At 35.4% G+C, this 22,158-nt stretch carries 18 protein-coding genes and 3 pseudogenes; 13 read left to right on the forward strand and 8 right to left on the reverse strand.

Translation table 11 applies throughout. The annotated features are described in order from the left end of the window. Positions 1-6 precede the first annotated feature (6 nt). From EUBDOL_RS11045 to EUBDOL_RS07550, 5 genes are read left to right on the forward strand one after another with little or no spacing between them, the layout of a single operon-like run. Positions 7-942, forward strand: a complete 936-nt coding sequence (locus EUBDOL_RS11045; protein WP_004800256.1) for a glycosyltransferase family 2 protein — start codon at positions 7-9, stop codon at positions 940-942. Further along, positions 932-2,431 (forward strand): lipopolysaccharide biosynthesis protein, encoded by a 1,500-nt coding sequence (locus tag EUBDOL_RS07535; RefSeq protein WP_004800257.1) that lies wholly within the window; start codon positions 932-934, stop codon positions 2,429-2,431. Before EUBDOL_RS11045 ends, EUBDOL_RS07535 begins: the two co-directional genes overlap by 11 nt. A gap of 49 nt (positions 2,432-2,480) precedes the next feature. After that, positions 2,481-3,890: a lipopolysaccharide biosynthesis protein gene (locus tag EUBDOL_RS07540; protein WP_004800259.1), complete on the forward strand. Its 1,410-nt coding sequence runs from the start codon at positions 2,481-2,483 to the stop codon at positions 3,888-3,890. 10 nt (positions 3,891-3,900) lie between these two features. After that, positions 3,901-5,289: an O-antigen ligase family protein gene (locus EUBDOL_RS07545; protein WP_004800260.1), complete on the forward strand. Its 1,389-nt coding sequence runs from the start codon at positions 3,901-3,903 to the stop codon at positions 5,287-5,289. Continuing rightward, the gene (locus tag EUBDOL_RS07550) at positions 5,249-6,271 is read left to right on the forward strand and encodes a glycosyltransferase family 2 protein (protein WP_004800262.1); all 1,023 of its coding nucleotides are present in this window, start codon (positions 5,249-5,251) and stop codon (positions 6,269-6,271) included. The genes EUBDOL_RS07545 and EUBDOL_RS07550 overlap by 41 nt, the downstream gene beginning before the upstream one ends. Positions 6,272-6,571: 300 nt before the next feature. Here EUBDOL_RS07550 and EUBDOL_RS11400 read toward each other — a convergent pair. Continuing rightward, positions 6,572-6,725 (reverse strand): annotated as a pseudogene (locus tag EUBDOL_RS11400) (IS66 family transposase); the annotation flags it as partial. A 172-nt stretch (positions 6,726-6,897) separates the two neighbouring features. Between EUBDOL_RS11400 and EUBDOL_RS07555 the strand changes: the two are divergent. Then, entirely contained in the window at positions 6,898-7,521 is a 624-nt protein-coding gene (locus EUBDOL_RS07555; protein ID WP_004800265.1) for an ECF transporter S component, read from the forward strand. Between the two features lie 120 nt (positions 7,522-7,641). Here EUBDOL_RS07555 and EUBDOL_RS07560 read toward each other — a convergent pair whose 3' ends face one another. Beyond that, the gene (locus EUBDOL_RS07560; RefSeq protein ID WP_004800266.1) at positions 7,642-7,920 is read right to left on the reverse strand and encodes a hypothetical protein; all 279 of its coding nucleotides are present in this window, start codon (positions 7,918-7,920) and stop codon (positions 7,642-7,644) included. Between the two features lie 127 nt (positions 7,921-8,047). Here EUBDOL_RS07560 and EUBDOL_RS07565 point away from each other — a divergent pair, with 127 nt between their 5' ends. From EUBDOL_RS07565 to proC, 6 genes are all read left to right on the forward strand, one after another. Beyond that, the gene (locus tag EUBDOL_RS07565; protein ID WP_004800269.1) at positions 8,048-10,501 is read left to right on the forward strand and encodes a P-loop NTPase family protein; all 2,454 of its coding nucleotides are present in this window, start codon (positions 8,048-8,050) and stop codon (positions 10,499-10,501) included. Next, on the forward strand, positions 10,498-11,832 hold the full coding sequence (locus EUBDOL_RS07570; protein ID WP_004800271.1) for an RsmB/NOP family class I SAM-dependent RNA methyltransferase: 1,335 nt from the start codon (positions 10,498-10,500) through the stop codon (positions 11,830-11,832). Before EUBDOL_RS07565 ends, EUBDOL_RS07570 begins: the two co-directional genes overlap by 4 nt. 59 nt (positions 11,833-11,891) lie before the next feature. After that, on the forward strand, positions 11,892-13,640 hold the full coding sequence (locus EUBDOL_RS07575) for an ABC-F family ATP-binding cassette domain-containing protein (RefSeq protein ID WP_040463610.1): 1,749 nt from the start codon (positions 11,892-11,894) through the stop codon (positions 13,638-13,640). 9 nt (positions 13,641-13,649) lie between these two features. Then, on the forward strand, positions 13,650-14,318 hold the full coding sequence (ung, locus tag EUBDOL_RS07580; RefSeq protein WP_004800274.1) for a uracil-DNA glycosylase: 669 nt from the start codon (positions 13,650-13,652) through the stop codon (positions 14,316-14,318). Positions 14,319-14,404: 86 nt separating this feature from the next. Then, a complete protein-coding gene (locus EUBDOL_RS07585) occupies positions 14,405-15,310 on the forward strand; it encodes a cation transporter (protein WP_004800275.1) in 906 nt (301 codons plus the stop codon). A 136-nt stretch (positions 15,311-15,446) separates the two neighbouring features. Next, a complete protein-coding gene (gene proC / locus EUBDOL_RS07590) occupies positions 15,447-16,253 on the forward strand; it encodes a pyrroline-5-carboxylate reductase (protein ID WP_004800276.1) in 807 nt (268 codons plus the stop codon). Positions 16,254-16,417: 164 nt separating this feature from the next. Here the strand turns inward: proC and EUBDOL_RS07595 are convergent. From EUBDOL_RS07595 to EUBDOL_RS07615, 5 genes and pseudogenes are all read right to left on the reverse strand, one after another. Continuing rightward, positions 16,418-17,656: pseudogene (locus tag EUBDOL_RS07595) on the reverse strand (transposase); the annotation flags it as partial. Between the two features lie 52 nt (positions 17,657-17,708). After that, entirely contained in the window at positions 17,709-18,599 is an 891-nt protein-coding gene (locus EUBDOL_RS07600) for an IS3 family transposase (RefSeq protein ID WP_328284344.1), read from the reverse strand. After that, complete coding sequence (locus EUBDOL_RS07605; RefSeq protein ID WP_004798671.1) at positions 18,596-18,886, reverse strand: transposase; 291 nt, start codon at positions 18,884-18,886, stop codon at positions 18,596-18,598. Before EUBDOL_RS07605 ends, EUBDOL_RS07600 begins: the two co-directional genes overlap by 4 nt. A gap of 95 nt (positions 18,887-18,981) precedes the next feature. Next, positions 18,982-19,323: pseudogene (locus EUBDOL_RS11990) on the reverse strand (transposase); the annotation flags it as partial. A gap of 134 nt (positions 19,324-19,457) precedes the next feature. Then, the gene (locus EUBDOL_RS07615) at positions 19,458-20,216 is read right to left on the reverse strand and encodes a YwaF family protein (protein ID WP_040463612.1); all 759 of its coding nucleotides are present in this window, start codon (positions 20,214-20,216) and stop codon (positions 19,458-19,460) included. A 157-nt stretch (positions 20,217-20,373) separates the two neighbouring features. On the opposite strand from EUBDOL_RS07615, the gene EUBDOL_RS07620 reads away from it, so the two are divergent. Then, the gene (locus tag EUBDOL_RS07620; RefSeq protein WP_004800287.1) at positions 20,374-21,240 is read left to right on the forward strand and encodes a YitT family protein; all 867 of its coding nucleotides are present in this window, start codon (positions 20,374-20,376) and stop codon (positions 21,238-21,240) included. 116 nt (positions 21,241-21,356) lie between these two features. On the opposite strand, the gene EUBDOL_RS07625 is transcribed toward EUBDOL_RS07620, so the two are convergent. Continuing rightward, positions 21,357-22,157 (reverse strand): type III pantothenate kinase, encoded by an 801-nt coding sequence (locus EUBDOL_RS07625; RefSeq protein WP_004800289.1) that lies wholly within the window; start codon positions 22,155-22,157, stop codon positions 21,357-21,359. Position 22,158 lies beyond the last annotated feature (1 nt).

Below are 22,158 nucleotides of genomic sequence, written 5' to 3' on the forward strand. Positions count from 1 at the left end.
AATGTTATGGAAAATAAAATCTCTGTTGTGATAACTTCGTATAATAGATATGAATATTTGACTCAAGCCATTCATTCAGTGGTAATGCAGGATTATTCGAATAAAGAGATTATTGTTGTGGACGATTGTTCTGACGATTTAAATTATGATGAGTTTAAAATGCGAGATGATATAATTTATATACGTAATGAAGCCAATAGCGGTGCATCTATGAGCAGAAAAAACGGATATAGAGTGGCAACTGGTGAATACATCATTTTTATGGACGATGATGACTATTATACAAATTCTGATTTTTTAAAAAAAGCTATGAACGGCTTTTTAAATAATACAGATATTAGCTTTGTCAGTGGTAATGTTAATGTATATGACCAACAGTCTGAACAGGTGTTGCCTGCCAATAAACTTCCGTTTTATGGGAATGTGGATCGCGAAGAGTATTTAAAAGGATTTCAAACTAAATACATTAAACCTTATTCTACCTTTTCCACTGTATTTTCCATGAAGGTTATTGATAAAATTATTGAGATGCCAATGTTTAATGATTCTTCCATTTATTTAGGAGCTCTATTATATGGAAAACCGTATTTTATTGAAGATATTATCGGAAATTACAGAGTACATAAAAGCAATATGACCAAGGCACTAAATGTGGAATTTATTTTGCAAAATTTGAAACAAAAAAAAGATATAAAAGATGCGATGTTATCACAAGTGTCTTTTGATTTAGAAAAATGGTTTTATCAACAAGTAAAATTGACTGTAGATTATTATTTACGAGAAACTAGGCCACAATTAAAATCAGCTGTTGCGGTTTTGAAGTGGGGATTACAGAATATGAAAAAAAATCGATTACATTTTTTCTTAGATTGGTTGTATGATTTAGTTTATAGCTATCGTGCTACGAGAAAATGTAGAGAGGAAAATAAGTATGAAGCGTAGGCAAGTTTTTTCTAATATATTATCCGGGTTTTTAGGTCAAGTCATTACATTATTATTAGGTATTATCCTACCTAGACTTTTTATTATGACGTTCGGGTCAGAAATAAATGGGCTTCTTTCTTCTGTGAATCAAGTTTATGTATATATTGGTTTATTAGAAGCAGGGGTAGGTACTGCAACACTTCAGGCATTGTATAAACCGATTGCTTCTCAAGAAAAAGATAGCATCAATTCCATATTATCGGCAACTAAGATGTATTATTATAAAACGGGCTTTTTTTATGGTTTAGCAGTGCTTTTGTTTGCAATTTTATATCCTATATTTGTTTCTAATGAAATCGGATTTACAACAATATTTTTGGTAATATTGTTTAGCGGTTTAGGAAATGTTATTATTTATTTTTTCCATGGAAAATATAAAATTTTATTAAATGCAGACGGGAGAGGATATATAGTTACTAATATTGCGACGATATCTACAATTATTACCAGTATTTTAAAAATTATTTTGATTTTTAAGGGGTTTGATGTAGTCGCTATTCAGTTCTCGTTTTTCATAGTAACATTATTACAAGTTGTATTTTTTCAAGTATATATAAATAAGAGATATCAATGGTTGGATTTAAATGTTGAACCTAATTTCCAAGCCATATCTCAAAAAAATTCAGTTTTAATACATCAATTATCATATTTAATATTTTCAAATACCGATATTATTATTTTAACTTTATTTTGTGATTTAAGAATAGTAAGTATCTATACTATATATAATCTTGTTTTTTCATCAATTTCTAATATTCTTGCTTCAATCAATGGAAGCATTGTATATGTATTAGGTCAAGAATATGCGAAAAATTTGAAAAATTTTATGAAATATGTTAATTGTTATGAATTATATTATACAGTACTGAATTTTATATGTTATACAATGGCGTTAATATTTGCTATACCATTTCTCAAACTATATACTAATGGTTTCAACGATCCGCAGTATGTAGATGTAATTTTAGTAATATTGTTTGTTGCGTTAAATGTTTTAGTTGCATCACGCACAGCAATGTCGAATATCATAAATATTACCGGACATTTTAAAGAAACGCAGAATAGAGCTATTTTTGAATCTGTTATTAATTTGACAGTATCTTTAATCGGAGTACATTTTTTTGGGATTTACGGGGTCTTGCTTGGAACAATCATTGCCTTATTGTATCGTACAAATGATATAATTCTTTATAGTAACCATAAAATATTAAATAGATCTGCTTTTCATACATATAAAATTATAATCGTAAATGTTGCTTTAATGATCTTAATATATGTTGGTTTCCAAAATATGGTTCTTCCATTTCTTTTGTTGGATACATATACTGAATTATTTGCTTCAGCTGCGTTATGTGCTATTATTATAGGTTTAATTTATATCGTCATTAATTCTTTATTAGATAGGGATTCTTTTAGATTTGTTTTGAGCTTAGTTGTAAAAAAATAGTGAGTTTAATGAAATGTAGTAAATAATAATTATAGAAAGGGGATAGAAAATGAGTATTTCTAAATCTTTGTTTCAATCATCGGTAATTTATTTTATCGGGCAAATTTTATCTAAAATCATTTCCTTTCTCTTACTTCCGCTTTATACCAACTATATCAATACATCGGATTTTGGCTATTATGATTTTACTGTTTCTATATTAGGTGTTATTGTACCGGTTATATTCTTGGAAATATGGACAGGAACCCTTAGATTTGGTGTGGAAAAACAAGATGAGTGTGGAAAGTCTAAGGTAATCAATAACACAATGATACTTGGAATGGGATCACTCGTTCTTTATAGCATCATATATGTTGTTTTTATGTCATTGTTTCCATTTGAATTACCACTATGGATCTATTTATATAGCTTTTTTTGGGTCATTCAATTATTTTTGCTGAGTGTTGCAAGAGTTTATGGGAAAAATGTATTGTATGCAAGCAGTGGAGTAATTTCAGTATTCTTTAATGCAGCGGTAACGATTCTTGTCGTAATGCTAACAAATGGTTCCATTATTTCCTTATATTTAGGAATGATTGTGTCTATGATCGTACAAATAATAATTTTGAATCATAGTTTTCATATTTTCTCAAAATTTCGTTTCTCCGATTTTGATAAGGATTTATGTAAAGAACTTATACGATTTTCATTACCTTTAAGCTTCAACTCAATTATGTTTTGGATGTTGGAGGGGTTTAATAAATATGTTATAAAAATATATTTGGGACTTTCCAGTGTAGGAATCTATGCGGTTGCCAATCGTTTATCCTATATTTTAACATTGATAATCAGCGTATTCAGCTTATCTTGGCAAGAAACAATCTTTAAAATCAGTGATAAAGAAACTAAAGAAGCTGTCTATAACCAAGGCTTCCACATGCTGTTTAAAGTTATGGGGGCAGGATTGGTCGTTTTATTACCGGCAATCGCCATTATGTTTCCATATATAATAGGGAATGATTATGCACAAGCTAGAAATCTGATACCTTGGCTATTATTATCGGTTTATGCCAATGCAATGGTAAATTTATTATCTTCTTGTTTCGCAGCAGAGAAAAATACCAAAGATGCAATGATTGCAAGAACGATATCCTGTATTATCAATGTAGTCGTTCTTTTCTCCTTTATTGACTGTATCGGTCTTTATGCGTCTCCGATTGCTTTGTTTTTAGCAAATTCTATCGGTATGATCGTTTTGCTAATGTTGATTAAAAAGCATGTGCGTATTACGTTATTACCTTCACAAGTCATGGTGTTTATAACGATGTTTATTATTTCATATTTTGTGTATACAAATTGCAGCACTTTTGTAAATCTAGGTTGGTTATTATTTTCAGCAATTATTTATTGTATTTATTTAAAGGATTTTATTATTTCTGTTTTGAAGCTTGCTAAAGATATGGTATTTCGAAAAAGGTGAGGTGATAAGTATGAAAAAAGTCAAATTTATTTGTGAGCAATATGTTGATATGCTTGGAATTCTTATTGCAGTATTAACTGTTTTTAGTAGCTTTTTCATTACCGGTCTATTTGGAATGGGAAAGTATGGAACACTGATTAACTATACATTATGTGGTCTGTTTTTCGTTTATATAGGTATGCTGTTGATTATAAGAAAAAAAAATTCGTGTTTTTATAAATCAGTTGAATTCTATATTTGCTTGTTTCTTTTCTTTTATCTTTTAACAATTGGGTTAAATACAGGAAAAATACAGAATTTAAAGATCTTTATTTTAACTGCCATTCAATGGGGGATCCTGTTCCATTATATGAAAGCAAAGAGAATTACTATGGAAAAAATTTTATATTGTTTAAACATAATAATTTTTATAGTAACTTTCATTGGTATTGTATATTGTTTTTTATTCAATCACCCGGTTTCAAATTTTGCGGAAAGACATTGCGGATTCTATGAGAATCCTAATACGGGGGCTATTATTTGTGCAATTAGTATCGCTATTTCCATGATGTTTCTAAGTTTTAAAAACATTTGGAATCGTGTTTTTTTGATAATCAACATTGTTTTCCAACTAATGATGATACGTTTGTGTTTATCAAGAGCCGGAGTTATTATGCTAATAGCCTTTTTGATTTTATATGCGCTGATAGTAGCTTGTTATCACAAGAAAAAAGCAATAACAGCTATACGTAATTTGATAGTAGTTGCAGTTGTGTTTTTGTTTATTTACAATGTAGTATCCCCTAAACTTTATCACTTAAGAGATTTGATTTTGTATCAGCCAAGTGCGGTATTAAATGTCTTGCAAAAAGAAGAAACCGCTGGAAGCAACGTAAGCAAAAGAGATGAAAAGAAGGCAACTGACAGTGATAATCATCGAATGAACTTATTGATTTCGGGAAGTAAAGCATTTCTTCACAATCCGATTATCGGAGTAGGGCAAGCGAATTTACCGAAGGCAGTAAATGAGCAAATGTTGTTACAGGATTTAGAAACCGGAGGAGTGCATAATGCCTATTTGCAGATGTTGATTTCTAACGGTACGATAGGATTTGTTTCTTATGCTGCTATTTATGTAGTATTGTTGATTTTGTTTATCAAAAAACGTAAAACTATTACATTAGCAATGATTCAAGATAAAAATTATAACTATTTCTGTGGTTTTACAGCATTAACATTAAGTTTATTTGTATATGGATTATTAGAATCGGTAATCGTTTTAAGTAGTTCGTTCCCGGCAGTTATCATGGCAATTTCCGCTGGTGGCGTAGCTTCTTTTATAGAAGGAAATGAAAGTGTAGGAAAGGAATTGTCAACAAATGGAAAAGAAACTGTTGAGTATCATCATACCTGTATATAATAATCAAGATCAGATAAAAAATTTAATTGATGAAATTTTGAGCATGGAGTTACGAGAACAGTTGGAAATATTGTGTGTAGATGATGGATCCGAAGATCAAAGTCTGCAAGTATTACAAAGTATCAATGATAAAAACTGTTTGGTTTTGACACAGCCGCATGCAGGTGTAAGCTATGCGAGAAATTTAGCTTTAGACAAAGCAACCGGAGAATATATTACTTTTTTTGATGCTGATGATAATATTGATACAAATAAATTCATGACTGTTTTAAATAAAATAAAGATAGAAAAGCCGGATTTATCAATCTTCGGAATATATGATCGATTTATTTACAGCAGTGAGAAAATTCAATTACATCGGAATTATGTTGAAAATAAAAGGTACAGTGCAGATGAGTTTTTTCAAAATTTCGGGAATTTATTAAATAAGCATATCATGTACTCACCATGCAATAAGATATATAAGCGCAGTATTATCGAACGGTATCAGATACGTTTTAATGTAGAATGTGCAATCGGTGAGGATATGCTATTTAATCTTGATTATTTACAACATGTTTGTAACGTCAGAATGTTTGAGGAATTCGTTTACTTGTATAATCACGATATGATGAAAATATCAAGTAGTTCAAGAAAATATCATGAAAACGAGTTTTCAATTTTAATGAAAATTATAGAGAAAATAAAGCTTCTTTTAGAAAATAAAAAAGTATATTTTAAAAATGAAAAAGAGATTCATGAATTTTTAGTTCGAAAAATTTCCTATTCTATAAATAATTTATTTTTCAAAGGATCGCATTTAACAAAGGAAGAAAGACTATATTTTATAGATAATCTTTACAACAATGCGTTAGTTAAAGAAGCAATAGATGATCCAAGAGTAAAAATGATTGAATTTGATCAGAAAGTGTTACATTTTCTTCATAAAAGAAGATGGAAAAGATGTATCTTGTATCTATATCAATTGAAAAATAAAAGATAAAAATAGGATAGTTCTATAATAAAAGAAAAAAGCTAGTGTGATATGTTAATTAAAATGTATAAATGCTAGTTTTTTTATTGGTTATTTGTATCTGTACAATAATCAGAGGATTGAATCAAGTTAGATATTGGTTCATAATTATTGGTATTAGTAAATTTAATAGTATTTTGAATGGCTCAGTTTACGATTGATAGTGATTAGAGTATGAAAAAGTCTATCTCTTACTGTATGCTCTTTGTATATATAGATGCCACGATAAAAAATCTTTATAGTATTCCTAATTTATTCTAGGCGTATTCTTAAATATTTATATGGATCCAATCCGTTTACTTTCGCTGTTTCTATGATATTGTAAACTACTGCACACTCTTGCTCCTTTGGAACTTTCGGATATCAGCCAATTCTTTCGTTTAATCGTAAATAGGCGAATACTGTTTTCTATCAAATTATTATTCTTTTATAACTATAACATTTCTATTTTCATTTGTTCTTTTTTCGTTTATAATACTATATGCCAAACAAGCGGAAAATGTTGGAAAGTGATCACAACACTTATTCATCGCAAGTAGCTTGACGGCAACCTTTGTTAGACATCGTATCATTAGGAACGATAGTAGGAGGAGAATATGAAAACAAAGAAAACGCAGTACATGGCCTTTATGGCACTTTTTTTAGCAATTCAAATTTTGCTGGTTGTTACCCCACTGGGCTATTTACCCCTTGGTCCAATAGACGCAACGACCATGCACATTCCTGTAATTGTCGCAGCCATTGTATTCGGACGTAAAGCCGGAGCACAGCTTGGACTTGTATTCGGAATTACTAGTGTATTAAATGCAACCTTTCGCCCGAATATCACATCGTTTGTCTTTTCGCCCTTTGTAACGGTGGCAGGAATTAGCGGTAATTGGACAAGTTTGCTAATAGCTATTGTACCACGTATCTTATTAGGCTATTTTTCCGGAGTATTATTTGAAGTACTAAAAAAGCACAAGGTCAATGAACAGCTTTGCATCATTACAGCATCACTTGCAGGAGCAATAACCAATACCGTTTTGGTACTAGGAGGTATATATTTCTTTTTCGGCGAAGCCTACGCAAAGGCAGTACATGTGGCTTATGAAGTATTATCAGCGGTTTTGTTGGGTGTTGTTACAACCAATGGAATTGCAGAAGCTGTTTTAGGCGCAATAGCCTGTTTGCTGATCGTGAAAGCTTTAGCACCGTTTATGAAAAAATATCAAAAATAAAGCTCGCTAAATGCGAGTTTTTATTTAATTAAAGCAATTATTCACTGGTTCACTGATAAAGCAATCAAAAATGCGAAAGGAAAAGAATACAAAAGTAAATCCATGCACATTTTTCTTAGCTTAATGATGATTTTGTAAGCATTGAGGTGGTTGTGTGCGGGCATTGCCATGATTGATTGCTTTGATGCCTTGAAAATGCCGCTCCTTTGGATTCTGTTGAAGAATATCGTAAATAGCAGATAAACGCTTATGACCATCAATACAATGATATCCCTCTTGATCATGAAGGACACGAATCGGAAAACTCAAGCCGATACGTAATAAGCTTTGATACAACGCTTGACTATACTCTGTATAAGTAAATTGAATTTCCTGAAGCGACAGTGCTTCGACTCGCATAAAATCACCTCTTCTATGTAGCTATCATATCATAATCATACCTTTATTTCTAACATATTTCTTACATCAATTATGAATTTATTGACAATTTTGTTCACTATGATACCCTAAATATGAGGTGTTGCACGTGCTGCAAGTGGAAGGCTTAACATTATACGATCGAAATCATTGCATTCTGTTATCCAATGCTTGTTTTCGTCTGCCCAATTATGGCTTTGTAAGTATTTATGGTGATCACGAAGAACTCCATCATCTGTTGGCACAAAGCCTTGCAGGTGTTTATTCTCCGAATGCTTCACGTTTTATATACAATGATCAGGAAATGACCCTATTTGATGAAAAAGAGCGCAGCATATATCGCTCTTGTTTTGCGTCATTTTTATTTCATGACTTTCAGATCATACCGGATCAAACGGTTTACGATAATATAACAATGTTTGAAAACTTTCCTCGCTATGTCATTCAAAAGGAACTTGCTTTTTTTCAAATGGAAGATAAAGTTACTACACTAGCCGAGGATTTAACTCCGTTTGAACAATGGAAAATGGTGCTTGTCAGATGTATGCTGCGTTGTCCGATGATGTTGGTTGTGGATAGCGAAAGTACGCCTTTAGCGAAAGAAGAGCTCATGCAGCTGTATAGTTTATTAGATATGCTGAAATCGCGGGTATTGGTTGTCGTTATCGGAGATAAGCAAAGCATTGCCTATGCCAATCGGATAATCGAGATTGCAGATGGATATATTTTAAGTGATACGCACACCAATAGCCATAGCTTTCCTCAAGTTAATCAGATCCAACAACCTTATACTTTAAAACAGGCGCAGATTGAGGCCTTTGATGAAAAGCTTTATCACTTTATTCATTGGAAGCTGAGGCTAGCTACGGTATTTCTCGTGCTTTCCTTTATTGCATTATCCGTTGGCTTATTTTCATTGAACCTCGATGTTACGGATATTCAAATGCGTCTTATGGAAAACAAACAATCCAGCATTCTTGCTGTGGAAAAGCTTGCTAATCTTAATGGTGAATATGTAGATAATTATTATGATTATTTAAATGAAAACGATGTCGTAGCCTTACAAAAAGCATTGGGAAAGAAGCTGATTCTCGGATACTATCCAACGGATTTAAAGGCTGCTCGCTACTCGGTTTATGGCAGCTCACAGTTGTATGTTACCGATATTTTAGATGAATATACAATGATTGAAGCAGATAGTGCACAGGAGCTTGGCTTTGCGAAAATGTACGGCAGCTATCCGCAGGCTTATGATGAAATTGCCCTCCCATCAACCAGTGCTTATCGTATATTGAAGGAAGTTTTAAACGAACCCTTTTATAATACGCAGGAGCAATGTGAACGCATGCTGGGAATGAAGGTGCTGTGGTTTGGACAGCCTTTAACAATTACCGCAATCTTTCCTGCTTATGAAGCAGACAATGCCAATATGGAATTGCAGATGCACAGCTATGGCTCCTCTTTGAATCAAGCAAAGTTGATGTCGGGAAGCTTTTTTGTGAAAAGAGGTTTTGCAAAGAAACAAGAGGTATTAACGATGTCTGCTTATCAGAAAACCGGAAAACGTTTGATTTACGGAGATCGAATTGTCGCGGAATTTGAAGGCTTACACCAAGGAAAAGTAGGAATGCGTTATTTTGATGGGGAATATCACTATACAAGTAGTGAGTTAGAAGAAGATGAGATTTTAATTGATTATGATGCCGCACTTTCCATGGGGTTTCGAGCCAGTTATTTAAGCTGTGTAAAGGATCAGGCAATTGATGTGGATCAGGCGATTCGTTTGTTTGAGGAATTTGCTGAAAGCTGGGTGGGAAAGGAGATAACATTACAAACCTATCGTGTACCATTAGCTCCACAGGCAACACAAACGATGAATAGAGTTGTACGTATCAAAGGAATTATGCTGCCACGAAGCTTCAGCTATGAGGATTATGAGCGCTATTATAAAAAAGAAGGCATTGGTGCAATCTATGCATCAAAAGAGATGCTGGCAGCGGGAATCACGCAAAACCATTATATCAAGGTAGCCTTTTTCCAAAGTCATGAGAAAAAGGAATTGAAGCATGCACTAGATTATTTGAATTCTCATGAAGGTTATGATGCGTTTTTGACCAATGATCGAATTTTGAAATTCTTTGTTGTTGATTTACATGAAGTAGCAATCTTTTTATTGATTTTAGGAGGACTTGCCTTTCTAGCCTTTTTATACTTGTATATCTTTTTGTTAAAGTCTGCTAGCAGCTATATTCATAAGGATTGTACGATACATTATTTATTAGGAGAAACAAAAAGTGCCCTGCGTTCACTTGTCATAAAATACTTTCAAATGGTATTATGGATACGTTCTTTATTTAGTTGGCTATGTGCCGCTTTGACACTTATGCTATTTGTTTTTACCATTTATTTTGCATTATATGCTTCCATAACGATCATGTGGTCATTGACCATTCCGTGTATCCTGCTTTTTGTAGGGGTGTTGTTGGTTCGTATCGTGATGCATATTGTATTTCAAAGGACAACGGTTTTAGATGAAATGTTAATCGATGAGGAGAGGCTATGAAAGAAGTATTTTTACAAAGAATGCAGCAATATTTAGGAAATGAATACGAGGCTTATGTGGAAAGTCTATCCAAACCGCTGTATCGTGGTTTGCGTCTTAATACAACAAAAACAACTATACAGGAAATCATGGAAGAAAAGCTATGCACCTTGAAGCCTTCCGCTATTTGTAATAAGGCTTATTATATTCAAGATGAGGAATCCTCGCTTGGCAATCATGCAGCACATGCGGCAGGCTTGTTTTATATGCAGGAGCCAAGTGCCTCCAGTGCAGTGGAAATATTAGGTGTTGAAAAAGGGGATTGGGTGTTGGATTTATGTGCAGCTCCCGGTGGCAAGACGACACAGATTGCCGATGCCCTAGCGCATACCGGCTTTTTGGTAGCCAATGAAATTGATCCTAAGCGCGCTCAGGTATTATTAAGTAATATGGAGCGTTTAGGATTTTATGAGTGCATGATTACCAATGCCAACCCAAAGGATTTGACCAAGGCCATGAAAGGCTGCTTTGATAAGGTGTTAGTAGATGCGCCATGCAGTGGAGAGGGCATGTTTCGCAAGCATTCCAAAGCTATGGAAGATTGGAGTGTGGAACATGTAAAGGCTTGTGCTCAGCGACAGAAGCACATTTTAGAGAATGCCTATGAGGCATTGAAAGAGAGTGGGATTTTAGTATATTCTACCTGTACCTATGCAATGGAAGAAAACGAGGAAGTAATTGCCGATTTTATGGAAAAACACCCGGATATGGAGCTGTTAGATCCCTGTGTCAGCTTTGGGCGATGCGGCTTTCCATATAAAGATTTAGATAGCGAAAAGCTAGTACGCATTTTACCGATGGATAAGGGTGAAGGTCATTTTGTGGCAAAGCTGCGCAAGCGTGCTGCTGCAACCACTGTGAACCTAAAGACAATGAAACCGGCAAGACTACCGTCTTTCGTAAACGATTTTTTGACAACTCAACGCAAGCAGAGCTTTGCCTATATGGTTGAAATCAACCAAAAAGTATATGTCAAAAACACACCGTTTCTTGATTTGAAAAATATCCGAGTATTACGACAAGGTATGTTGGTAGGAGAAATTGTGAAGAATCGTTTGGAACCGCATCAGCATTTTTATGTATGTGCCAAGAGCAATGACGAATTTTATCAGACCTATGATATGAGTGATGAGGAATGTTTATCGTATCGCAAAGGAAATCCTTTAGCGGTTGTCGGCTATAAGGGGTATGTGGCATTGAGTTGGCATCATCACCCGATTGCCTTTGCCAAGGGAGATGGCATGGTGCTGAAAAACAAATATCCTAAGGGCTTACGATTACAGGGCGTATAATGCGCCTTTTTCTTTTTGCGAACGTATGCTAAAATAGTAACGGAAAATGAGGTCATAATATGTTAATTTCAATGGATAGTATCACGAAATATCACAATGTAAAAGAAATCGTTAAGGAAGCTTCATTGACGATTGAGGAACATGATAAAACAGCTTTGATCGGTGTAAACGGAGCAGGGAAAACAACGATTTTACGAATCGTAGCCGGTTTGGAGAGCTATGAGGGAAATATCGTACGAAAAAACGGTTTGAGAATTTCGTATCTTCCTCAAGATCCTGTTTTTGATGAGCAGGAAAGCATTCTTTATCAAGTCATGAGAGTAGATCCCAAAATTGAGGAGTATGAAGCCAAAAGTATTCTTGGGAAACTGGGAATGCATGATGTCGATCTTTGTATCGCAAAGCTTTCCGGAGGACAACGCAAGCGAGTTGCATTAGCACGAGCACTCTTAAAGCCTTGTGATCTATTGATTTTAGATGAGCCGACCAACCATTTGGATAATGAAATGATCGAATGGCTGGAAAAATATTTAAAGCGATTTTCCAATGCCATTTTTATGGTTACGCATGATCGTTATTTTTTAGAGCGGGTTTGTACTAAAATGGTGGAAATTTCACAAGGAAAGCTATATACCTATGAAGCGAATTATTCACAGTATTTAGAGGCTAAGGCATTGCGTGAGGAGCAGGCATTGGCGAATGAAAAGAAGCGTCAAAATTTGCTGCGTAAGGAGTTGGCTTGGATACGTGCCGGTGTGCAGGCAAGAGGAACCAAAAGCAAGGAGCGAATAGAACGCTTCCATGCCTTGAATGCACAGGATAAGCCACAGCTTGAAAAAAGTATTGCCTTGGATTTAACAACCAGTCGTTTAGGAAAAAAGATCATTGAGTTGGAGCATATTTCCAAAGCCTATGGAGAGCGTGTCTTGTTTCGAGATTTCAGCTATCATTTCACACGTCATGATCGCATCGGTATCTTGGGAGCAAATGGCTGTGGAAAAACGACATTACTGCACGTTATGGCAAAACAGCTGGAGCCGGATAGCGGTACGGTCGTTCATGGAGAAACTTTGAAACTCGCCTATTTCAAACAGGGACATGGGGATATGGACGGCTCTATGAAGCTTATCGACTATATTCAGGAAACAAGCAATCACATTGAGACCACACAACGAAGCTATACTGCCGCATCAATGTTGGAACGCTTTTTATTTCCACGTTCTATGCACCATACGACAATCGAGCGTTTATCCGGTGGTGAAAAGCGTAGATTGTATTTATTGAAAGTGTTGATGCAGGCACCGAATGTCTTGTTTTTAGATGAACCGACGAATGATTTGGATATTGCGACATTGCAGATCTTAGAGGATTATTTAGATGAATTTAACGGTGCAGTGGTTGTTGTATCGCATGATCGTTATTTTTTAGATCGTATATGCGACAAATTGTTTGTTTTTCAAAACGGCAATATCGTTCAGCATATCGGAGGGTATAGTAGCTTTATTCAAATAGCTTCACAGACGGTGGAAACAACACCAAAGAGTACGCAGCCGAAAGCAGCTGTACTGATGAAGATGACAACGAAGGAAAAGCAAGAGCTAGCCGGTATGGAAACCGCTATGGATCAGGTACAGAAGTGTATTGATGCTATTGATCAGGACATGGAAAAGTATGCCGATGATTTCCAAAAGCTACAGGAATTATCGATTCAAAGAGAAGCTAAGGAGAAACAGCTAGAAGAAATGATGGAGCGTTGGTTACAGCTTAGTGATAAAAAAGCAAGGATAGATGCAATGTTAAATAAGTGAGGCGATACCATGGTAACAATAGGAAATGATTGGGATATCCTTTTAAAGGAAGAATTTGCAAAGCCATACTATCAAAAGCTACGATTATTTTTAGCACAGGAATATCGCTGTCAAACGATTTATCCGGATATGTATGATATTTTTAATGCATTAAAATATACAGCCTTCCAAGATGTAAAGGTAGTCCTTTTAGGACAAGATCCCTACCATGGTGAACATCAGGCGCATGGCTTGTGCTTTTCGGTAAAGAAAGGAATTGCGCCACCTCCCTCTTTATGCAATATTTTTGAGGAACTTCACCGAGAGCTTGGCTGTACCATACCACCACATGGAGAATTAACCGCTTGGGCAAAACAAGGAGTTTTAATGCTGAATAGTGTGCTGACGGTGCGTGCTCATCAACCGGGTTCACATGCTCAAAAGGGCTGGGAAACTTTAACCGATACGATTATCGCAAAGCTAAATGATAAAAAAGATCCGGTAGTATTTTTGCTGTGGGGAAAATATGCCAAATCCAAAAAAGCGCTTATCACCAATCCGATGCATCTCATCTTAGAAAGCTCACACCCCAGTCCATATAGTGTAGATTATGGATTTCGAGGCTGCGGACATTTTGTGAAAGCAAATACATTTCTTATGCAAAACGGATTAACACCGATTGATTGGCAGATACGCTGATTGTTTGTAAGCACACAAAAGCTGAACTTTAATAGCGTTATGTTTGATCATTGTGTTATGATTCATTTGTTTGAAAGGTTGGTACGATGATAACAGAAAAAAGAGAAAAACAAATTTTAACCATGTCTTTTATATCCGGGCTTATTTTTGCGATAATTGAATTTATTTTCTCTATTTACAGCGATTCACAATCAGCATTAACCGATGCGGTATACGATGCTTCTGAATTGGTATTTATTGCATTGTTGTTATTTTTAACCCCTTTATTTCATAAACCGGTTTCCGAAAAGCACCCGTATGGATATTTTCAAATCGAATCAATATTCGTCATCATCAAAAGCGTTATGATGCTATCGGTTACCATAGGCGTTTTGGTTGAAATTTTAAAATCTGCTTTGGCGGGTGGAAACATGGTGAATAATGCACAAATTGCAATTTTTCAGTTTTGCTTAGGTTCTGGCAGTATTTTTATTTATTTGCTTATGAGAAAACTGAATAAAAATTTATCTTCGCCTACCATCACTGCCGAATTGTTGGGTTGGAAATTGGATATTATTTATAGCTTTGGAATGTCTTTGACTTTTTTTATATCATTATATTTGAAGCATACATCATTGGCATGGATTTCTCCTTATGTAGATTCAATGATTGCAGTGATGGTAATGCTTTTTGTATTGCCGGAAAGTGCCAAAGTATTGTGGGAGGCGATCAAAAACGTATTTTTATTTTCGCCTGAAAAAGCATGGGTGGAGGAGATAAAAGAAGTATGTAATCCTATTTTGGAAGAATATCATTTTTTGCCGCTTTTTTATGATATAACAAAGACCGGCAGACATTTATGGATAGCTGTTTATTTTCAAATTGAAGAGGAATGCTTGAACGTAAATGAGTTACAAAAGGCATGGAAGGCGGTAAACGAGCAAGTGCAAAAGAGTTATCAAGAATGTACTTGCGAATTGATTTTAATGCCTAAAACTATGGATATAGGGTAATGTTATGATTTCTGATAAGAATAGCATTGAAAAAGAAATACTAAGAGTATATGAAAGTATGTGGAAATAGCAAAGAAAGATAGACAGTTGAAGGATTGTTTTCTATAATGTAGATACAATATAAGAGGTGATAGAAATGAATAAAGTCGTTGGTTTTATCGGAAACGGGAATATGGGAAGTGCTATGATTCATGGGATTATGAAAGCAAAACTTTTAAAAGCAGAGCAGCTTTATGTTTCGGCAGCACATGAAGAAAGTCTGCAAGAGGTAAAACAGCTGTATGGTGTGCATGCGACATGCGATAATGTAGAGGTTGCTAAAGCGAGCGATATTTTGGTGTTGGCAGTGAAGCCCTATCAGTATGAAACGGTAATTGAGGAAATCAAAGATGCTGTTAAAAAAGAGGTTATCATAGTAAACATAGCGGCAGGAAAAAGCATTGAGCATATCAACCAGATGTTTGGACGTGAAATGAAGGTGGTTAAGGCAATGCCAAATACGCCGGCTTTTGTCGGTGAGGCAATGAGTGCCTTGGCATATAGTGAGCATATAACCCCTGAGGAGTTGGAGTATGTCGTAAGCTTATTTCAAAGCTTCGGTAAGGTAGAAATCGTAGCGGAAGGTTTGATGGACGCAGTTACGGCAGTCAGTGGTTCTTCCCCGGCGTATGTATTTATGTTTATAGAAGCAATGGCAGATGGAGCGGTTGCTTTGGGCATGCCTAGGAAGAAAGCCTATACCTTTGCCGGACAGGCGGTTTTAGGGGCAGCTAAAATGCTGTTAGAAAGCAAGCAGCACCCGGGTGAATTAAAAGATGCGGTTTGTTCACCCCAAGGAACGACGATTAGTGCAGTTCAAAAGCTGGAGGAGTGCGGCTTTCGCAGCAGTGTGATGCAAGCGATGCTTGCATGTGCTGATAAATCAAAGGAGATGCAAAAATAGGGGCTGTGACGAGTAAGAGAAATTAGTATTTCTCTGAAAATCACAGCCTTTCTCTATTCGAATCGTTGGATAACCCTTAATTTTGGGTACTTTGAAAACAGCTTCCTTCTTAAAAGCTTTTTTTGAATCTTCTTTTTTATATTTACAATTACCATTGTGGAAAACTAATTCATATTTTTTGCTATTTTTCGATTATGATACTTTCTAAGGTTATATCCTATACATACTAGCTCTAATTCTACTTTTACTCCACTTTCTCCTCGCCGATGAAGTCGTACATATTCAAAGTCCTGCTTGATATCCGCAAACGCTCCCTCTGCCTGTACACTGCGATTCTTCATCAGCTTCTTTCCTTCCTCACTCTTTAGACATTCATCTATTTCTCTATGCATCTTCTCCAAGGCTGGTACGATCCTTGCGCTTCTTCCGTTTTTTGATGTCGTGCATTTGCTCCTATGCGGACATTCTACACAGTTTTTATTTCTGTAATACACGGTTGTTTTTGGGTATTGTCCCTTAAGGCTGACTCCGACACGTTCTACTTCAAATACATATCCGACAGGGCATACAGGTGTTCCGTTTTCATCTCGCTCCATGTGCCGTAGCTGATAACGATTCTTGTCCGTTATTTTTTCTTTCTTTTTTTCATATCCGCTGTATTTCAATATCCCTTTGATACCTTTACTCCTGCAGTAACTGTAATTTTCATAGCTTCCGTATCCTGCATCTGTCACTTCCACTTTTGGATAGTTACCATACAGTTTTTTATATCCTTCTGTAAATGGTTGTAATGTTCGTATATCATTCGTATCGCCACTGATATAAGAATATGCGATATATCCATTGCTTACTCCTACCTGCACATTGTATCCCGGCTTGAATACATTCGTATGATTGTAATAATCATATTTCATATGCATGAATGTAGCGTCCGGATCTGTCTTGGAAAAACTGTTCCTGTTTCCCAGTATATCTTCCTGCATTGCATACTGCCACATCTTTACTGCACTTTTCTTCAGTTCATCGCACAATTTTGCGATTTCGTGCTTTCCTCGGCCTTTTCGAATATATCCTTTTTCTTTCAACCAGTTTTCTAGTGTTTCATCTATTTGTATCATATATTCGATATTCGGATATTTTAGAAGGGAATATTGAATATTGATCTCATGCTTTTTAAAGTATTGGTTTATCTGTCTCAATAGCTCCATACATTTCTGCCAGTGTCTTGGAAGATAACATCTGCTCCAGCCTCTCCAACAGAAAGTCATCTTGTTGGCATTTGCTTCGAACTTCGTTCCATCGATATAAAGAATCTGTTCTTCTAGCGCTTTTTCATCCTGTATATACAGATAGATTTCCTTCGCAATGGTTTCTATTGATTCTTTCAGAGTGTTATTGATGAAACTGGTACTATGTCAAGATTTCGGACAACTAAAATATAAGAATTTTCAATTTTTAGTTTAAATTATTCTGGTAGTAGTTTTTTTCATATTTGTTTGGAGATTGGTAATCACAATGAGAATGTATTCTTACTGTATTGTAAAATCCTTCTATGTATTCAAATACCATCTGATAGGCTTCTGAATAGTCATTTATCTTTTTTCTGTTTAGCCATTCTCTTTTTATCAATGCATGAAATGATTCTATGCATGCATTATCCCATGGATTCCCTTTTTTAGAGTAACTGCCGATCATTCCTATCGTTAGATTATAGTATTTTTTTGATGTGAATTGAACACCTCTGTCACTGTGTATTACTACCGGATTATCTGTTTTTCTCCTCCTTTTTGCTTCTTCCAGACATTTTAATACTTCCTCTACTTCCATTGTTTTTGTTAGTTTCCAGGCTATTATTTTTCTTGAGTATAAATCCATTATACTTGTCAGATACACAAATCCTTCTTCCTGTGTCCAAATATAGGTTATATCTGTACACCAGGCTGAATTCGGCTTTTCAGGATTGAAATTACGTTTTAGAATATTCTTCAGTTTTGATGAAAAATCACTGTCCTTAGTGGTTATTGTGCATGGTCTGATATAATGGGCTTTAATACCCATCTCACGCATAATATTGCCCACATATTTTTCGCTGACTTTTATTCCTGACTGATTCAGTTTTACAGTTATTTTCGGTGCTCCATAAATTTCATGTGATTCTTCATGAATTGCTTTTATTTTTTTACTGAGTTCCTGTTTTCTAACTTTTTGTTTAGAAGGTTTTCTGTTAACGTAATCATAATATCCTGATTTACTGACATTAAGTTTATCGAGCATACCGGAAATCGAAGCATTATTATCATTCTGCTTTTTTATTTTGATTTGATAATAAAGTTCCTGTTTCGTTATTTTCCCAGTATGCCAATAGCCTTTTTTAAGACATCAAGCGCATCCTGTGTATCTTTAAGCTCCTTACGCAAACGAGCAATTTCTTTAGCTTCATCACTAGAGAAATTACCAGAACCTCTGGAAACAATAGTACCATTATTTTTATCAGCATCTTTCACCCATTTATGAACAGTACTGTCAGCAATGTCAAAACGTTTAGCAATAGAAAGTTTAGATTCATCAGGATGATCAAGTACATACTGAACAACTCCTTGTTTAAATTCATCTGTAAATGTAGGTTTAGCCATAATTAAATTCCTCTTCTTTCTGTGTTAATAATTTATGACAGTATACCATAAGATGCTTTAACTCTCACATTTAACTGATACGGTTTTTATTCTAGCATCAAACGCTCAAAACTCTTGTAACTGGGAACACAACCATTTGTAATGCTGCGATATCGAACATCGTAGCGACAAAGCTTCTCTAACCTACGTAAAGAAGCGTAGCCATTTTCAGCGAAAGCCATAAGGATGACGGTTAGCATCATGACAGGATCATAAGAACGAGGATCAAGACTAAGGAAGTCTATGAACTTACTCAAATTTATCCTCCTCAAGACTTCCAGGATCGTGATACTCAAATCATCTTTAAGAACATCGTTTTGAAAAGAAAAATTAAAATCTAGTAGCATATATGGCTGATATGCTGTATAATTTTCTTGGTTAATTTGAGTACTTGTCATACATAAATTATACCAAAAAATACACCTTCTTCCTTATGGAATTGGGTGTATTTTTTTTGTCTTAGAGCTTGACTTATCTGTCACAGCACCGATATATGGACTGGATTGACAATACTTTATCTAAAATACGGCTTTTAGGATATTTGATGTAGAATAGAAGAATCTTTGCTACTTTCTTGGGAGCGGTATAAAAAGAACAGAGGAATAAAAGCAATGAAGCAGGCAGCTATCCCTGCTAATTCCAACCAAAGGATAGGTATGTTGATATAGCTTAAGAAAGGGAATAGTTTCATAATATGAGCGGGAAGATTGGTTGTCATGATGTAGTTGGAGCCAATAACTTGATTGAGTCCGAAAACAAGCGCAAAAATAATATTAGCGTCGATAAACGCTTGAAAGGCTTCTCGGTAGGTGATTTTCCATTCCAACACATACAAGACGTAAATACTGGCAGTTAAAAAGAAATGATGGCTGAAGAAGAATTGCCAAAAGATAAAGCGATCCGGTCCACAAGTAAGATCCGGCAGTAAAATAGCAGGAAGCGGTCCGGCAAATGAAAAGAAATAAACAAATTTAAACATCTTTTTATGATTGGTTATGAGTGCGTACATAAACAAATAGCCACTGATAAAACAGAAATGTAATGGTAAATGCTCCTTGTAGCTCCATGTTCCATCGAGTATTTTTTGACCATAATAAATAGCCATATTGGTAAACATGATGCCTGCAACGATGTAACGAAAGGCTTTATCATGGTATTTCCATTTGCGTATAGCTTCTCGATGCTTATAAATCAGTACCATTGCCAACAGCATCGTTATAGTTAAAACGATATGCCAAAAACCGAATAAACGGAAATGAAAAATCCCCGGCGTGTCGCTAAAAAAACTCATACTATCCCTCATTTCATATATTTATTTTAGCATAAAACAGCATAGAGAATTATTACATTATGGTAAGAATGGTAGAAAGATAAGCGTGATTGTCAGTTTTTTCTTTCCCAATTTGTGAATTATTGATATAATAACAAGCGTTAGGCGGGGATTGAGTATGAAACTTAAGCAATTCAAATATATGGATTATATTAATGTAGTTATCGGCGGTGTTTTATTTGCGGCAGCCGTTAATCTATTTATTGTACCGATGAATTTATTCAGTGGCGGAGGTATCGGCGTTGCCCAAATTTTACGTACCCTGATTAGTGGGTGGATTTCAGTTCCGAAGGGGTTAGATGTTGCGGGTATTATCAACTTTTTAATCAATATACCCTTGTTTATCATGGCATATCGCAGTATCTCACGTAAGTTTTTTATTAAAACCCTGTTGAATGTAATTGCCCAAACGGTTGCCTTTACATTGATTTGGATACCGGAAACTCCGATTATTGATGATGTGTTAGCAGCTTGTTTGATTGCCGGCTTGATCGGTGGTTTTGGTATCGGTTTTGCTTTACGTTGCGGCGGCAGTGGCGGCGGTGTGGATATTCTCGGTGTTTATATGGCGAAAAAATCCGAACGGTTTTCTGTCGGAAAACTGAGTATTGTTATTAACGCCTGTATTTTTACTTGCTGTGCGATTTTATTTGATTTGGCAACAGCCATTTATTCGATTATCTTTACAGCTTGTATGTATTTGACGGTGGATAAATTTCACTATCAAAACATCAACATGACAGCGATGGTGTTTACACGAAATCCGCAGGTTAAAAACAGTATTATGGAGGAAACCGGCAGAGGTGTTACGTATTGGAAAGGCGCAGGTGCCTATACAGATAATGAAACCTTTGTTTTAATGACGGTTATTAACAAGTATGAGGTGCCACAGGTAAAAAAGATTATTTTATCGGCAGATCCGCAAGCCTTTATCATTATCAATGAGGGAATGAGTGTCAGCGGTAACTTTGAAAAACGTTTGTAGGAAGTCTTTTGATTTTCGATATGGATAAATAAAACGGAGATCTCAAACATGGTTAAATGAAATGACCATATAAGAAATCTCCTTTTTTATTGCTTGTTTATAGATAGAAGAAAATATTATTTTTTATTGGCTTCTTCCTTCTTTTTCTTCTCACTGATGTATTTTTCGTAAATAAACTTTAATCCCTTAAAGGTTAAATCACGATCGTAAATATCAATTTCATCGGTATTTTTATAAATGATTTTCCCCAATCCTCCGGTAGCGATGACCTTCATATTACAGCCAAGCTCCTCTTTGAACTGACGAATGATGTATTCGCTTTGTCCGATATAGCCATAAACAAGACCGGCTTGCATACTGGTTGTGGTAGTCTTGTTTAAAATGGATTTCGGCTTTTTGATTTCGATTTCCGGAAGCTTGGCAGCCTGTGTCCACATTGCTTGTGCACTGGTTTCAATCCCTAAGGCAATTACTCCGAATTCAAAGTTTCCTTGTGCATCTACATAATCATAGGTTGTAGCAGTACCGAAATCTACAACTAAGCAAGGACCTCCATAGGCATAAAAGGCACCGGCTGCATCAACGATACGATCTGCGCCGACCGCCTTGGGATTCTCGGCTTTGACGGAAATTCCGGTTTTGATACCGGGACCGACAACGATCGGTTCTTTTTTCATATATTTGCGAATGCCATTCAAAAAGGAATGCATGATCTTAGGAACAACGCTGCTGACGATAACATCATCAATATCATTGATGGATACCTGAGAGGCATTTAAAAAGTTTGTGATCATGAAGCCGTATTCATCACTGGTACGCTTCATTTTGGTGGTTAAACGATAATTTCCGATGAGTTTATTGCCATTGTAAATACCGATGGTAATATTGGTGTTTCCGACGTCCATTACTACTAGCATG

Origin of the sequence: Amedibacillus dolichus DSM 3991 (assembly GCF_000154285.1) — a bacterium.
GTDB classification, from domain to species: domain Bacteria; phylum Bacillota_I; class Bacilli_A; order Erysipelotrichales; family Erysipelotrichaceae; genus Amedibacillus; species Amedibacillus dolichus.

Coding starts and splice junctions, on each gene's coding strand:
- EUBDOL_RS07550 (WP_004800262.1), top strand. CDS start 5,249: ATGGAAAAGAAACTGTTGAGTATCATCATACCTGTATATAATAATCAA.
- EUBDOL_RS07560 (WP_004800266.1), bottom strand. CDS start 7,920: ATGCGAGTCGAAGCACTGTCGCTTCAGGAAATTCAATTTACTTATACA.
- EUBDOL_RS07535 (WP_004800257.1), top strand. CDS start 932: ATGAAGCGTAGGCAAGTTTTTTCTAATATATTATCCGGGTTTTTAGGT.
- EUBDOL_RS07615 (WP_040463612.1), bottom strand. CDS start 20,216: ATGAGTTTTTTTAGCGACACGCCGGGGATTTTTCATTTCCGTTTATTC.
- EUBDOL_RS11045 (WP_004800256.1), top strand. CDS start 7: ATGGAAAATAAAATCTCTGTTGTGATAACTTCGTATAATAGATATGAA.
- EUBDOL_RS07620 (WP_004800287.1), top strand. CDS start 20,374: ATGAAACTTAAGCAATTCAAATATATGGATTATATTAATGTAGTTATC.
- EUBDOL_RS07555 (WP_004800265.1), top strand. CDS start 6,898: ATGAAAACAAAGAAAACGCAGTACATGGCCTTTATGGCACTTTTTTTA.
- EUBDOL_RS07575 (WP_040463610.1), top strand. CDS start 11,892: ATGTTAATTTCAATGGATAGTATCACGAAATATCACAATGTAAAAGAA.
- EUBDOL_RS07585 (WP_004800275.1), top strand. CDS start 14,405: ATGATAACAGAAAAAAGAGAAAAACAAATTTTAACCATGTCTTTTATA.
- EUBDOL_RS07605 (WP_004798671.1), bottom strand. CDS start 18,886: ATGGCTAAACCTACATTTACAGATGAATTTAAACAAGGAGTTGTTCAG.
- EUBDOL_RS07625 (WP_004800289.1), bottom strand. CDS start 22,157: ATGCTAGTAGTAATGGACGTCGGAAACACCAATATTACCATCGGTATT.
- proC (WP_004800276.1), top strand. CDS start 15,447: ATGAATAAAGTCGTTGGTTTTATCGGAAACGGGAATATGGGAAGTGCT.
- ung (WP_004800274.1), top strand. CDS start 13,650: ATGGTAACAATAGGAAATGATTGGGATATCCTTTTAAAGGAAGAATTT.
- EUBDOL_RS07540 (WP_004800259.1), top strand. CDS start 2,481: ATGAGTATTTCTAAATCTTTGTTTCAATCATCGGTAATTTATTTTATC.
- EUBDOL_RS07570 (WP_004800271.1), top strand. CDS start 10,498: ATGAAAGAAGTATTTTTACAAAGAATGCAGCAATATTTAGGAAATGAA.
- EUBDOL_RS07545 (WP_004800260.1), top strand. CDS start 3,901: ATGAAAAAAGTCAAATTTATTTGTGAGCAATATGTTGATATGCTTGGA.